The sequence below is a fragment of the Candidatus Cloacimonadota bacterium genome, assembly GCA_012516855.1.
Taxonomy (GTDB): Bacteria; Cloacimonadota; Cloacimonadia; order Cloacimonadales; family Cloacimonadaceae; genus Syntrophosphaera.
The window spans coordinates 16711-30417 of record JAAYWB010000008.1; the positions used below are offsets into that span (position 1 = coordinate 16711).

Sequence of the window (13707 nt, forward strand, 5' to 3'; positions counted from 1 at the left end):
CGATGAAGCAAAAGGACAGGAAAAAACAGCGGCCCCACGCCGGGAGACGGCTGAGGAACGTGCGTGTTCCGAACCTTGACGCACTGGACGACATGCGTGAGGTGGCACATTACAAATCTCAGCGCACGGCGGAAAAGCAGCACCAGACATTCAAGCAAAGCTCGGAACTGATACCTGGGCGAATTCTGGAAGTGAAGACCAACTACAACTATCTGGTTGAGGCGGAAGGAAAGTTCTACGAAGCCACCCTCTCCGGCCGGCTGAAGCAGTTCTCCTACTCCAGCAGAGCACTTTCTGCTGTGGGCGACCGCGTTGAGCTGGACATCTCAGGCGATCCCCATTTCCGCATCGAAAACATCCTGCCCCGGGTGAACACCCTTTCCCGCTACGCCAGCGGCAACTTCCAGAAAGAGATCATTGTGGCCGCCAACATCGACCAGGTGGTGATCACGGCTTCCTGGCGAATGCCGCTGATCAAGCCGGGCCTGATCGACCGCTATATCTGCGCCGCCACCCTGGAAAACATCCATCCGGTCATCGTGATCAACAAGATCGACCTCTGCGAAGACCGCGAGGAACTGGCTGACACGGTTGATTACTACCGCGAATCCGGCTATCCGCTGCTCTGCACCTCCGTCGTGAGCGGCGAAGGGATGGAGGATTTGCGCGCCATCCTGATCGACAGGGACAGCGTGTTTTCCGGGCAATCCGGCACGGGCAAAAGCTCGCTGATCAACTGGCTGGAACCGGGGTTGGAACTGCGCACGGCCGAGGTGAGCGATTTCAATGAAAAAGGGAAGCACACCACCACCCAGGCGATCCTGTTTCCCTGGAGTTTCGGCGGACACTTGCTCGACACCCCCGGAATCAAGACAGTGAACCTGCACCGCAGCGCGATAAGCGAGATTCCGAGAGTGTTTCCGGGTTTCGCGAAACTGGCTCCGAACTGCTTTTTCCGTGATTGCACCCACACCCATGAGGATGACTGCGCCGTTCTGGATGCCCAGGAGGCGGGCAAAATCCCGTTGGAGCGCTATGAATCGTATCTGAGGATACTGGAATCGCTGGAATGAAGAACTTCGCCATCTACATCAAACCCTCTTTCGCGGATAAACAGGCCATGTTCGCCAAGCTAGAAGCCCTGGCTGCCGAACACGGGGTCCGCTTCCACGGCATTCGCGAGCAGCGGCACTTAATGCCAAAAGGATTCAGCGTTTTGGACCCTGAAGGGAAGACCGCGAAGAAGCTGGACTGCATCCTTGTCTTTGGCGGCGACGGCACTATCCTGCGGGCCAAAGACCTGGCCCTCAGTTCCGGAGCCCCGATCCTGGGCATCAATATGGGCTGGCTAGGCTTTCTTTCCGAAACCACTTTAGGCGAGCTGAACAAATCCATCTGTGACCTGCTGAAGGGGAAATACCGGCTATTGCCCAGAATGACGGTCCAATGCCAGTTGCGGCGGCAGGGGGAGATAATCTTCAAAGGCCTTGCCCTAAACGACGCGGTTATCCACAAGGCAGACACCCCGCGCCTGATCGGGGTGCGCATCTTCAGCGGCGGACGCTTCGTCTTCGACACACGCTGCGATGGCGTTGTGGCCAGCACTCCAACCGGTTCCACAGCCTATTCACTGGCCGCCGGAGGGCCCATTCTCGCCCCGGAACTGCGCGCCATTGTGCTCACTCCGCTTAATCCTCATCTGCTCACCATCCGGCCAATGGTCTTTTCCTCCCGCGACAGAATCCTCATGCGCGTTCACGGCTTGGAGGAACCTGCCGCGCTGCAGCTTGACGGAGTGAACTGCAGCCCGCTGCAGGAAAACGATGAGGTTCTGATCACCGCAGCCAAGCAGCAGGTGCAGTTCGTGAAGCTTTCCAACCGCACCTTTTACCAGATTCTGCGGCGCAAGATGCACCTGGGTAAGTAAATGCTCACAGGGATCCAAATCCGCAACTACCTTTTCGTGCCCGAGCAGAAGCTGACTTTCGGCCCGGGCATGACCGTCCTGAGCGGGGAGACGGGGGCGGGAAAATCCATATTGGTGGGCTCCGTGTCCCTCATCTTTGCCGATCCGGCACCCGCGTTGGAAGCCTTCGACCCCCAGCAGCCCATCTATCTGGAAGCCAGTTTTGACCTTTCCCATAACTCCGAAGTAAGGGACTGGCTGGCGGAGCAGGGCTACGAACCGGAGGATGAACTGGTGCTGGCCCGGGAGGTGAGTACCGCGGGGAAATCCAGCTATTTCCTGAACGGGCGCAAAGTTACGGCCTCGCTGCAGAGGGAACTCAAACCCCTGATGATCGATTTTCACCACCAGCGCGACCAGCAACGGCTGCTTTCCGCCGCCTATCAGCTTCACCTCCTGGACCTTTACGCCCAGAACGAAGCCCTGGTAAGCGCTTTTTCCACGCAATACAGAGGCCTGCGCGAGAGCCTCAAGGAACTGGAAAGACTGAAGGCGAAGGTGGAACAGGACCGCCAGTTGAGGGAGCTTTACCAATATCAGTTCGAGGAACTGGAAAAAGCGGGGCTGAATGAGGGCGAGGACCTGGAACTGCAGCAGGAATTCGAGCTGCTCAGCCACGCCCAGGAAATCGCCGAAACAGCCGCCGCCAGCAGCTTTGACCTCTATGAGAGAGAAAACAGCGTTCACAGCCGCCTCAGCGCCAGCGTGGCAGCCCTGGCCCGTTTTTCCCACCTCAATCCGCGCGTGGCGAACATCGAACAGAGCCTGCGCGACTGTCTGGAACTGGTTACGGAGAGTTCAGCGGCGCTGGGTGACCTCTGCCTGGACGTGAATCCAGACCTTGCGCGCCTGGAAACCATCCAGGAACGGCTGGACACCATCAACAGTCTGCTGCACAAGCACAAAGCCAAAACAATCAGTGAACTGCTGGAGCTTTTCGCCGAGAGGAAAGCCCAGATCAACGCCTACACCGATCTGAGTGAGCGGGTTGAAAATCTGGAAAGATCGACGGAAAGAGATTTTGAAGCCCTGCGTGCGAACGGGGACAGGCTCAGCGCCAGCCGCCTGGCCGCAGCGGAAAAACTCTCCGAAGAGTTGCGTGAAAGCATCAGTTTGCTCTCCATTCCCGATGCCCGCTTCAAAATAAAGATTGACAAAAAGGCAGATGGTAAAATCATAATGCAAGAATATCTTGATTCCTGCACTGAGCAGGGTCAGGATGCTTGCCAGTATTTTTTCAGCGCGAACCGGGGCAGCGAGCTAAGGCCTCTGTCCACAGTGGCTTCCGGCGGCGAGCTTTCCCGCATCCTGCTGGCCATCAAAAAGGTGCTGTCAGAGCGGATAGAGGAAAAGCTGATGATCCTGGACGAGATAGATTCCGGCATCGGCGGCAAGACCGCAGAATACGTCGCGCAGTTCATCTTCGCCCTGGCGCGGCGGCACCGGATCATTTGCATAACGCATCTGGCCCAGATCGCCGCCATCGCCGACCATCAGGTGGCACTGAAAAAAGAGGCAGGCAAAAAGAAGAACGTGATTAAAATGGTGCCGCTTGAGGCGGAACAAAGATTGGAAGAACTGGCCCGGATGCTTTCCGGAGATGTATCCGACATCTCACTGGAGCATGCCCGGGAATTGATAAATAAATACAGGACATGAGGATATAATGGACAAAACAACTAAACGGAGACTGCGCGCGGTGGCGATCTTTGTGATCTTCCTCGCTCTGTCATGGGCTGGCTACGCGGCTTTGATGCAAAAGGAAAAGGGTCCGGATTACAGTTCGCTGTTCAAAGACGCCAACAAGATCTTCGGCGATTACAAGTCACTCAATAAAGCCCAGTTGCGGGTGAAGAGCTCGAACATCAAACACGCCCTGCAGGAAATGAACAACTTCATCAGCAGCTATGCCCTGGAAAAACCACTGCTCAAATCCAGTGAAAGCGGCTATGGCTCTTATATATTCAGGATAGAAGGCGGCAGGTTTTCAGAAATCCAAAAGAAATTCTACGACCTGGGCAGCATAGAAGGCTATAAAGAAATAGTGGATTCAGCTTTGGTGATCAAGTCGCTGGAGACGGAAGAAGGAATCCTGGCCTCCAAGAAGAGCGAATTGGCCGCGATGGATGCCGTGGGACAAACTTATGGCAACATAGCCGACAGGAAGGAATTCCTGATCTCGCAGATCAGGGATCAGGAAAACCTGGTGAAAGTGCTGAGTCAGGCTAATACCACCCTGCTCTACGTGCAGATAGTTCCCGGCATGACCGGCAGCAGCGTTTCCACCGTTCGCAAATTCGTCTATAATTTCTTCGGCGCCCTGATCGTGCTGTTTGTGGCCGTTGTCCTTGCCTACTACGGCACCAAGCTGATCATGTACCTGATGGCTCTGATGGGTGTTAAAGGATTCAGCGCCAGCGGTTTGGGAGGTTCTTACCAATACGGCGGATACGGCAGCTACACCAACCGCTATTCCTCCCGCTACGGTTACGGCGGCAGCAAACGTAAAGTAAAGCGCATCTACAAAGACAGGCGCACATCCAACCCCGACAGCGCGGAAAAGCCCAAACCGGAAGAAACCTCCAAGTAACACCGGGAGAACCAATGATCGACATTCAACCCTGGCACGTGTGGATAATCCTCGGGATCGTTTTCGTGATCATCGAGATCTTTGATCCCGCATTCTTTTTCGTTGCCCTGGGCATCGGCGCCATCGCCACCGGGCTGCTCAGCCTCCTGCACCTGGTGGGAAGCAACGTGCCTTTGCAGATCGTAATCTTCGCTGTGATCAGTTTCGTGGCTTTCCTCTTCACCCGCAAGGTGGGGAAAAGGGTGTTACGCAACGCCGGCCGGGAAACCAATGTTTATGCCTTGAAAGGCGAACAAGGGATCATCACCAAAGCCATTCCGGCGGAAGGCAAAGGTTACGTGAAAGTCGGCGGGGAAGAATGGGTTGCCATTTCGACCGACGCCAAACCCATCGCGGAGGATGCCAAGGTAACTATTGTCGGCATTGACGGCAACAAGCTGATCGTGACTCCTTCCGAGTAAAGCTTCTCCCGTTCTCTCCGATCATACACTTGTTTGAGGTGCCGCTCAGGCGGCGCCTCTTTTTTTAGCTCTACTTTTAGCCGGATGGGTAGAGCAGATACCGTTTCCGACATCGGTATGTAGCCTGGAGTCCAGCGAGCCTGCGAGCTTGGACTACAGGAGGTATCGCTGTCGTCGATGCCCGTTCCTCGCTCGACGCCAGCGTGTGACCGTGTAGAAGCGATGTAGTCTGGCCGTTAAGGCACTTTCCTGTTTCCCAGTCGCGCCTCCCGCATGATGCCCGCACTTGATGCGGGGATCATACGGGAGGAAAGGGAGAGGAATAAACGAAGGCGCTAAGGGTCTGGCTGGCAGGAAGTGATGATGGGCAGACATTTCTGCTCCTCTCCGGGCTTTATCAATACGGTTTGGAGCTTTTGGGGTCAGATGCCCAGTTTTCCGCGCAGGCGCAGAACCCTTTTCTCCAGTTCCTCCACCTGCCTGGCATTGGTCCGAGGCCGGGCCAGATGCCAGTCGAGCAGCTTCCGGGCTTGCTGAAGGGCGCTGTCGAATTCCCGGCGTTTTTCCAGAAGCTTGGCGTATTCCAGCGTTCCCGTGGGATGGTCGAGGGCGGCTGCAAGGGCGAAACAGCTTTCCGAGGCCTCCAAATCGCCCTCCTTTTTATTGATCAGACCAAGATCGCAGGCGATGTCCCCGGAAACGATGTTTTGGGCCAGCAGGTCGGTTAGGATGGCGCGGGCAGTTTCGCTTTCACCCTGGCTGAGATAGAGCCGGGCCAGGGCGTGGTAGTCGATGCGGTGGTCAAAACCCAGGGCGGGTGGATAACCAACGCTGTCGCAGATCAGGGTGAAAAGCGCGGCGGTGTGGAGGATGTCAAGCTGGTTATGGATGAAAACGCGACGCATCAATTCGGCATCCCCGCTGATCAGGAACTGGAAATAGGTTTGGGGGATGAGGCCGCCCTCGATGTCCAGTTCCTTTTCCCGGATGTGGCCCAAGATGTAGAATTCGATGGTTTCCAGGGCGCAGGAGGGGATTTTGTTTTTCCAGAGCCTCCGGGCGATGTGGAGCAGGTCGATGTGCAGCTTGGAACGCAGGTCCAGCCAGATGTGGTTGTAGAGCAGGCGGGATTCCAGGATGGGCACGTCGAAGGTTTTGCCGTTGAAGGTGATCAACACGGATTTCTTTTCCAAAAGCTCTATCAGGCGGTCGAAGGAGCTGGCCTCAGCCTCCGGTTCGGGCAGGAAGAGCTGCTCCACCACATAGCGCCCCTCCTCATAATAACCCAATCCGATCATAAAGGCGATGGTCTGGCCGCGTCCCAGCCCCGTTGTTTCGAGGTCCAGAACCAGGATTTCCTCCGGGCTGATCCCTTTTCCCGCTTCCAGTCCGGCCCAGCGCAAAAAGACCTCAGGCATTTCCTGGGGAAAGAGGGGCAGCCCTTCCACCTCGGTGAACATATCGTAAAACGCGCGGGTGAAGAAATATGGGTAATCCGGATGCGCGGAAAAATCCCCCTCCAGCGTCGCGCTAAGGGTGTCTCGGATCAACTGGCGCAGTTCCAGGTTGTGGTCTTCGCGGTCGAAATTCAAGCCCAAGCCAAAAAAGCCACCCCGAAGGGTGGCTACGATTTATTTCTTTTTATGACGGTTTTTACGTAGGCGTTTTTTCCGCTTGTGAGTGGCGATTTTATGTCTCTTTCTCTTTTTACCGCAGGGCATTTTGGCTCACTCTACTCATTGATTTTGAGGTCAACGACCATGTTTTTGAATTCGCGGGAGAACTTGAAGGTGGGAACGGTCCTGGCCGGAACCGGTACTTTCTCTTCAGTCTTAGGATTGCGTCCCATGCGGGGTTTGCGGGTTTTCAAGCGGAAGGTGCCAAAACCGCGGATTTCGATGTGGTGACCCTTGCCCAGGCTGTCTTTGATAGCCTGCAGCAGGGAATCGACAACCACCGCAACGTCTTTGCGGATGATGCCGGTGTTCTCAGAGACGAGTTTTACCAGATCTGCTTTTGTCATGTTTTTTCTCCTTATATAGTGTAAGCTATGCGTCGCCGAAGCGATATTGATTTCGTTAATAAGATACTCTAAATTATAAGCTTAGGTTTGTGTCAAGAAAAAAAAGACGGGAACCGCCGGAGACCGCGTCACATAGCGCAGACAAGATGGCGGAGGCTGTGTCCGCAGGCGGGTCTGGCGCTGGCTTAAAACTGTGCTTTTTGCCCGGCATGAAATACATTAGGATTGCGCGACACCCACTTGCGCCGCCAGCTTCCATCTGCGGTAATCGCGCAGGCTCACCAGCGAGGCGGCAAGAAAGAATCCGGCTGCCACCACGAAAACCATGGTGAGGCTGAAAACCTTTAACAGCACAAACCCCAGCACCGGAGCGATCAGGCCCCGAATTCCGGTCATGGTAACGTGCACGCTCTGGTAGATGGAGGCGTCGGAATCGCCCGCAAAGTAGATGGAGCCCATGTTCCAGGTGATGTTGACACCAGCCATGGCGATGCCGAAGATAAGATAGGCCAAAAACACTATCACCACTGGCAGCACGGCTTCGCCCTGCACCAGGGATGAGGCGACAAAGAGCAGCGGAAACACCATCAGCAGTCCAAAAGCGGCTGCCATGAAGCGGAAAGGGTGCATGCGGTCGTGCAGTTTTCCGATCAGGGGTGAGAGCAGCAGCATGCCCAGTTGGGAAACGATGCCCTTGGCCAGGAAATTGGCGGTATAGGTAAGCTGTAGCTTGTCCACCAGATAGATGGGGATTATGGGCTGCATCATTATGAAGCCCATTCCGTAGATGGAAAAGCTGCGTTCGAAGGCGGCGAAAGCCTTGTTTTCCTTTAGCAGCCTCAGCGTCCCTCCGATCGGCTCCAGCAGGGCCTGTTTCCAGTTCAGCCGCTGGCAGTTGCGTTTCACCACGGGTTCCTGGATGCGGATCATGGCCAGAACGGCAGTGCTGGCAAATCCCACGATTCCGGTCACGACAAGGATGAGGCGGAAACTTTCTTCCCGGATGTCGAGCAGGCGTCCGGCGATGAATGTGAGCAATACCGAAACCCCGATTCCCACGCTTTGGACGATTCAGAAGACCCGGGCCCGGCGGCCGGGATGGATGTTGCGCTGATAGATGCTGTTCTGGGCAGGCACGATGAGTGAATTTGCGGCAAAGAGAAGGCCGAGCAGCACCAGATATTCGTTCATGCTCACCAGCCAGATGGCGTAAACCAGGGTAAGCCTGCCGATGATGCCGGCGATCAGGAAATAACGCTGTTTGTGGCAACTGCGCTCAAACACCCGCGCCCACCAGACCGAAAAGAAGTTGGCCACCGGCCAGATCATGGTCATCAGCATAAGCTGCCAATCCTTGGCGTGCAGGGCTTTGCGGGCAATGATGTCCTGGGTCTGGTTCAGTGAAAGGATAACTCCGTTGAAAAGCGCCGCCAGCACCAAAAGGATGGCGGTCCTCCGCTCCACGGGATTAAGATTGTTCAAACGCATTGAGGGTGTTGTTTCCTGATTTTGTAGATTGGCGGCAAACTGCAGGAAGGCGCTTTTGTGTCAAGCGCGATTCAGGCAAGCTCTTTCGGGATGGTCTTCTTGCCGCTGCCCGGTTCAGTAGCCCAGCAACTCCCGCTGCCGTCTGACGATGGTAACTTTGTGAGGCATTTCCTCGCTTCTGAGGGGACGGTACAATTTGTCGATGTACTTGCTCTGGTACTCGCGGGTATGGGCTTTGATCTCCGTTCGGAAAAAGATGCTGGCGATCTCTTCGCCGTCGCTGTCGTAAACCTTTGCCAGCAAATCCAATACCTGGGCTTTTTTCCCCTTGTTCTCGATCTCGTAATTGATGCGGATGTAGTTTGTGTCGTAATCTCCGAAGCCCACGTTTTGGATTGTCACCTTTTTGGCGCGGGCTTCGTTGGCAAGGCGCATGTATATGATCCCGCCCAGGGTGGCCAATGCCACCAGCAGAACGAGGGCGCTTTTGAGCTTGTATTTTTTGGGGTATTCCAAACGGTCAACTATGGGCATGAGGCTCCTCTCTATATAAATACCTGCCAGTTGCAGAATAAAGCGTGGCTGGGCTGGGAACCAAACTGGGAACGGTGTCCCAGCAGGAGAACTTGATGGGCCATGATTCCGATCCGCAGAGTGTTTTGCCAGACCGGAGTTACGCTGAGGTCGCCTTCAAGCCAGTAGGCTTGGGCGGTATTAACGATACTGGACGGGAATTCGTCACGATAGTTCACACGCCAGTCGTTGCCCCGGCTGCCCTGCCAGGTGCAGGAAAACTGGCTGTCCCAGCGTGAATTCCAGGGCAGGGGCAGATTAAGCTCGGCAGTCACATCCAGCAGGTTTGCGCCTTTGGGATAGCCCAGCGGCCTGCCGTCATGGGAAAACATGGATACATTGGCGTAATGGGTGTAGGTCCAGGGCCGAACGGCGGTGAATTCCAGCCCCAGACGCGGTTTTTCGCTCCGCCAGAGCGGCGGCGGGTTCCAGGATGTGCCAATCTGGATGGCGTATTTGTTGCCCCACCAATTGCTTAGTAATTGCTTAAAGGTCAGTTCGTCGAACAGCATGGTCGCGTAGAGGGTGAGGTCATTTGCCGGTCTTAAATTGATTCCGCCGTAGAGGTTGCGGTTGTCAACTTTGGCGTTCGAGAATCCGCTCGCGCGGATGAATACGGTCGGCAACAAGTAGCTGAGGTCGATCCGGTTGCCGTAGGTCACCGTTCCGCCGTAAAACATATCCAGAAAGGGCCTGGGCTGCCAGGTGAGCTGTTGGATGTCGGTATATTTGGCAGGATGCAGGCCAGCCACCAGGGTATCCGCCACTAGGGAAGCATGCAGCCAGGAAAAACTGAACTGGCCAACTCTTTGTTCCAGCAACGCATAGTCGTATTCATTCACCTGGTCTGAAAGAACAATGGAACCGGAAAGTGAATTGCCGATCTGGAAACGTCCCCGGCCCAGCGCGGCGCTCAGGTGCTCTCCGTCATAGCTGAGTTCGCCATTGATATTATCGACGAAAAGATTGTTGGTGCTGGCGGAACATGATCCGTCGATCAAAGGGGAATGCCTGGCAGCGGATCTATCGCCGTAAAACTTGCCGTTCCAATAGATACCTCTGGCCCTGAATCTGTCGTTGAAAGTGGAATTGACCCTCAAGCCCAGTGAATGGAGGCCGTAAACGCCCTCGGGGTCCCAACGCTGGTCCCAGCCAGTTAATAAATTGGTTTCGAGGCGGTAGCTCAAACTGGAATCCCTGTATGCATACTGGAGCAAAGCCCGTTGGGGTGAACCCGGCAGGAAAAGCTCCAGCAGGGAGGACTTGAACGCCTTCCAGCTTTCAAAAGGCGCGTGAACGCCTGAACCCAGGATGAGCGGATCATCCAGTATATAGGTTTCATTTTCGGCCAGGGGGCTGGGCAAAAGCTGGCTGCGCACATCTGGGTAGAAGGCGGTATTCGTGAATTCTGTTTGAGCGTGGCCCGCCCCGACTGCCAGCGCCAGCAACAGCAGCAAAGCCAGGCGGTTGAAAACGGCTCTCCAATTCGCGCGTCCCATCATTTCAGTCCTTTGAGTTTTGCCACGATTTCTTCCACTTCCCGAACACCCAAACGCATCTCGCGGGCTATTTCGCTGGAAGACCAGCCCTGGTCCAGCAGCTTCTGCACCATGCGCTGCCTGGTTTCGGGGTCCAGAAGCAAAGTCCTGCCCTCTGCGGGATTTTCGTCCCCTTCTGTTTCGGAAGTCCCGGAAACGGCTTCCGGCCTTTTGGCCAGAAAGAACTTCAAGACCACCAGCAGGATCAGCAGTGCCGCAGCCGCAATGATCAGCCAAAGCGGCAGATTGCCCTTAGTTGTTTTGTCATCGTTCACAGCATTCGCCTCAAGCCCGGAAGTTCCGGCTGTGGTTGTTTCCGGCAGGGCTTTGGCTTCAAGCTGTTCTTCTTCGCTCGCGGGCAACGGTATCTGGGACGGCGAGGCAATTTGCGCGGAGGGCTGTTCCTGTGGGGATTTGGAACCCGGAGCTTTCACCGAAGGCGCAGGGGATGCCTGTTTGGGACGGTTGCTGACGTTTTCCGGCAGGGCCACCTTTTTGGGCATGGCCGAGGGAGGGATGTTTGTTTTGGGCGCGGAGTTCACAGCGACCGTGATGCGGTCCCGGTTTGAATTGCTACTGTGGCTTATGTCAAAATCGCCCATGGTCTTGATGTCGATGATGGCGTCTCTGCCTTCAATGCGGGCCGAAACTACATCGATGACTTCACTCAGCCGCGGATACTGGGGTTTGTTGCCCAGAGAGCTTACATTCTTGATGGTGAGGCGCAAGCCTTTGCCTCCGGGCAACTTCTGCGCCGTGTATTGGGCTGGTTCGCTAAGTTCGATGCACACGGTGTTTGAGGTTTTGGAAGTATCGGTTGAGCGTACCGATTCCACCTCCGCGGCCGCGCAGAGCAGCCAGGCGCCCAAAGCGAGCGCCAGAATCAATGTTCTTTTCACCTTTCCTCCATCCAGACAGCGCTTGGCCGTCCGCTCAGTAAATCAGTATAAAATCTCCAGCCATCCAGCCAAAACCGGAGGGATGGAGTCTGTGCTTCATTCTATTGGTATGATTCTTTCCACCATGGCCTGGATGGTGAAGGCGATCCGCAGGATTCCGTTCACGTACTGCACCTTGGGATGTTCTTTATCCAGGTTGAGGTCGGGGAAAAAGATCCGGCGGTCGAATCTGCCAGTGTCAATTTCCATGCTGTAATATGTGGTCTGGCAGTCCTCGGAATGCAGTACGCGGGTTCCGCTGACACGCAGATACTCACTGCTGGCTGAGATGTTTATCTCGTCTTTATTCACTCCGGCCAGTTCCACCAGCACCACCCACTGCGTTTCGGTCTGGTAAACGTCGCATTTGGGATGCCAGAAATCGTCAATGGCGTCCTCGATGGCTAGGGGGCTTTTCGTGAGCGAGGAAACTTCGCCCAGGATTTTCAGCATTTCACGGCGGATGCCGTTTAGGTTCGAATATATTTTGTCAGGCATCTTCCATCCCCAATGTTAGTTACATTAGTATTCGGTTCTCACGGTGAAGCTGAGGATCACCTCTTTGTCCGACTGGATGGGAATCTCGAAGGTGGATTTCATGTTGGTGTCCTCGGTATGGCTAAAATTGCTTTCGGTGATCCTGTCGTTACCGCCCAGTTGGTGCAGCACATTGATTGTTTTCGCCTCGGCGGAGTTGTTGCGCAGGGTCACCTGGATGGTGCGTTCGCTTCTGCGGGAGCCCAGGTCCTTGTGGTCCCGCACCAGGGTGGAGGCCACTAGGTCGAAGGCGGTGCCGGTGTTGATTTTCACCTCTTCGTTCTTGCTGGTGTGCGAGATGCTGTCCTCGCCGATGAATTCCAGGTTGCCGTCGCTGTCTTGCTTATAAACCTTAACGGTGCCTTTGGGCAGGGGCTTGCCGATGCCGTTTTCCTCGGTGTTTTTGAACTTGATCACGCTGTTCACGCCGCTGTCCCAGGTGCTGTATTCATAAGACTGGCTGGCCTTGATGTTCTGCAGGGGATAGAGTTCCAACTGTTTTGTCTGGTTGTTCGCGAAGGACACCTTCTGGTCCAGGGTGTACATATGGAAGTCGTGGAAGGCCTTTTCCTCGAAGCTGGGCGCTCCGGCATCCAGGACCATGCCCGGCGCCATCATTTCTTCGTAATTGCGTTTGTAGCCGTCATACACGTCATAGACCCTGTTCACGTCTCCTGCGATCAGTTTCAGGGTTACGTCGTCGAATGCCTTGCCGCTCTGGTTGGTGATGGTCACCCAGGAGTTCAGGGCAAGGTTTTTTTCGTCCCAAACGCTGTTGTAGGTTACGTTCCAGTTCAGCCCGCCGGTGAGATAGGTCATCTGGAGGGGATGCCTGCCGTCCTTGTCCGCAATCAGGCTCCAGTGCAGGGTGGGCTTGGTGTAAAAGTTGGAGGGCAGTTCCGCTAGTTTGATGATCTGGGTTTCGCTGTCAGCCACCACAAGCAGGCGGCTGCTGCCTTTTTCCAGGATGCCGAAGCTGCTGCCGTCGTAGAACTTGAGGGTGCCGATAACCCGCGAATCGTCCTTGGTGAGCAGTTCCACCTCGCGTTCGATGTATTTAGCGATGATCTGGTATTTGCCGGCAAGGTCGTATTCATAGTTTTGTTCGGCTACGCGCACGCCGCCGTCGAGGGAATGCACAATCACGGAGGGAGCTTCAATGCGGGAAGTGATGTTGTCGAAATTGTAGTCCTGGCGCCCTGCCTGCAGTTCCAGCTCGAAATTGCTGCGCACCAGGGAAAGGTCGTCATTGTAGATGGTGATCCAATCTTCCGCGCCGGCAATACAAGCCAGCGCCAGCAGGATCACGAGCAAGACAGCTTTATTGAACACTGTAACCTCCTAAAGGCATCAGTTTTTTAGTTTCACTGATAATATACTGCCAAACCAAGCAAAATCCCCTAACTTTTTGGTCAAGGTTTATATGAAGCCGGGCAAATGGCACAATCGCAACCGCCGGGCTGGACTCAGGGTAGTCATCCTCAATTTCCCGGAAAATCCCAACCTGACTCCTCCTTTGCCCTATCCAATTAGCCTCTCACTTACTTCCCGTTGACTTCCCGTTTGACAGGCGGGAACTCAGCGGGAAGTGAA

General features: G+C 55.1%; 14 protein-coding genes. 5 read left to right on the forward strand and 9 right to left on the reverse strand.

Annotation, left to right across the window (positions count from 1 at the left end):
- Window positions 1–2 precede the first annotated feature (2 nt).
- Genes rsgA through GX466_00510 form a run of 5 tightly spaced genes read left to right on the forward strand, consistent with a single transcriptional unit; the run spans window position 3 to window position 5017 of the window.
- Window positions 3–1073 carry a ribosome small subunit-dependent GTPase A gene (gene rsgA, locus GX466_00490; GenBank protein NLH92692.1) on the forward strand — a complete coding sequence of 357 codons (1071 nt, stop codon included), beginning with the start codon at window positions 3–5 and terminating at the stop codon, window positions 1071–1073.
- Window positions 1070–1927: an NAD(+)/NADH kinase gene (locus tag GX466_00495; GenBank protein ID NLH92693.1), complete on the forward strand. Its 858-nt coding sequence runs from the start codon at window positions 1070–1072 to the stop codon at window positions 1925–1927. Before rsgA ends, GX466_00495 begins: the two co-directional genes overlap by 4 nt.
- Window positions 1928–3625 carry a DNA repair protein RecN gene (gene recN / locus GX466_00500; GenBank protein NLH92694.1) on the forward strand — a complete coding sequence of 566 codons (1698 nt, stop codon included), beginning with the start codon at window positions 1928–1930 and terminating at the stop codon, window positions 3623–3625.
- Between the two features lie 7 nt (window positions 3626–3632).
- The gene (locus GX466_00505) at window positions 3633–4556 is read left to right on the forward strand and encodes a hypothetical protein (GenBank protein NLH92695.1); all 924 of its coding nucleotides are present in this window, start codon (window positions 3633–3635) and stop codon (window positions 4554–4556) included.
- Window positions 4557–4573: 17 nt separating this feature from the next.
- A complete protein-coding gene (locus tag GX466_00510) occupies window positions 4574–5017 on the forward strand; it encodes an NfeD family protein (protein ID NLH92696.1) in 444 nt (147 codons plus the stop codon).
- A 422-nt stretch (window positions 5018–5439) separates the two neighbouring features.
- On the opposite strand, the gene GX466_00515 is transcribed toward GX466_00510, so the two are convergent.
- From GX466_00515 to GX466_00555, 9 genes are all read right to left on the reverse strand, one after another.
- Window positions 5440–6615, reverse strand: a complete 1176-nt coding sequence (locus GX466_00515; protein ID NLH92697.1) for a hypothetical protein — start codon at window positions 6613–6615, stop codon at window positions 5440–5442.
- A gap of 134 nt (window positions 6616–6749) precedes the next feature.
- On the reverse strand, window positions 6750–7040 hold the full coding sequence (locus GX466_00520; protein ID NLH92698.1) for an integration host factor subunit beta: 291 nt from the start codon (window positions 7038–7040) through the stop codon (window positions 6750–6752).
- 219 nt (window positions 7041–7259) lie between these two features.
- A complete protein-coding gene (locus GX466_00525; protein NLH92699.1) occupies window positions 7260–8078 on the reverse strand; it encodes an MFS transporter in 819 nt (272 codons plus the stop codon).
- Between the two features lie 33 nt (window positions 8079–8111).
- Complete coding sequence (locus GX466_00530) at window positions 8112–8528, reverse strand: hypothetical protein (protein NLH92700.1); 417 nt, start codon at window positions 8526–8528, stop codon at window positions 8112–8114.
- A 114-nt stretch (window positions 8529–8642) separates the two neighbouring features.
- Complete coding sequence (locus GX466_00535; protein ID NLH92701.1) at window positions 8643–9062, reverse strand: hypothetical protein; 420 nt, start codon at window positions 9060–9062, stop codon at window positions 8643–8645.
- An 11-nt stretch (window positions 9063–9073) separates the two neighbouring features.
- Complete coding sequence (locus tag GX466_00540; protein NLH92702.1) at window positions 9074–10600, reverse strand: hypothetical protein; 1527 nt, start codon at window positions 10598–10600, stop codon at window positions 9074–9076.
- Window positions 10600–11538 (reverse strand): hypothetical protein, encoded by a 939-nt coding sequence (locus GX466_00545; GenBank protein NLH92703.1) that lies wholly within the window; start codon window positions 11536–11538, stop codon window positions 10600–10602. The genes GX466_00540 and GX466_00545 overlap by 1 nt, the downstream gene beginning before the upstream one ends.
- A 96-nt stretch (window positions 11539–11634) precedes the next feature.
- Complete coding sequence (locus GX466_00550; protein NLH92704.1) at window positions 11635–12075, reverse strand: Hsp20/alpha crystallin family protein; 441 nt, start codon at window positions 12073–12075, stop codon at window positions 11635–11637.
- 24 nt (window positions 12076–12099) lie between these two features.
- Window positions 12100–13446 (reverse strand): DUF4139 domain-containing protein, encoded by a 1347-nt coding sequence (locus GX466_00555; GenBank protein ID NLH92705.1) that lies wholly within the window; start codon window positions 13444–13446, stop codon window positions 12100–12102.
- Window positions 13447–13707 lie beyond the last annotated feature (261 nt).

Excerpts from the sequence above, each read along its gene's own strand:
- rsgA (NLH92692.1), top strand. The coding sequence starts at position 3 with ATGAAGCAAAAGGACAGGAAAAAACAGCGGCCCCACGCCGGGAGACGG.
- GX466_00495 (NLH92693.1), top strand. The coding sequence starts at position 1,070 with ATGAAGAACTTCGCCATCTACATCAAACCCTCTTTCGCGGATAAACAG.
- recN (NLH92694.1), top strand. The coding sequence starts at position 1,928 with ATGCTCACAGGGATCCAAATCCGCAACTACCTTTTCGTGCCCGAGCAG.
- GX466_00505 (NLH92695.1), top strand. The coding sequence starts at position 3,633 with ATGGACAAAACAACTAAACGGAGACTGCGCGCGGTGGCGATCTTTGTG.
- GX466_00520 (NLH92698.1), bottom strand. The coding sequence starts at position 7,040 with ATGACAAAAGCAGATCTGGTAAAACTCGTCTCTGAGAACACCGGCATC.
- GX466_00530 (NLH92700.1), bottom strand. The coding sequence starts at position 8,528 with ATGCGTTTGAACAATCTTAATCCCGTGGAGCGGAGGACCGCCATCCTT.
- GX466_00535 (NLH92701.1), bottom strand. The coding sequence starts at position 9,062 with ATGCCCATAGTTGACCGTTTGGAATACCCCAAAAAATACAAGCTCAAA.
- GX466_00540 (NLH92702.1), bottom strand. The coding sequence starts at position 10,600 with ATGGGACGCGCGAATTGGAGAGCCGTTTTCAACCGCCTGGCTTTGCTG.
- GX466_00550 (NLH92704.1), bottom strand. The coding sequence starts at position 12,075 with ATGCCTGACAAAATATATTCGAACCTAAACGGCATCCGCCGTGAAATG.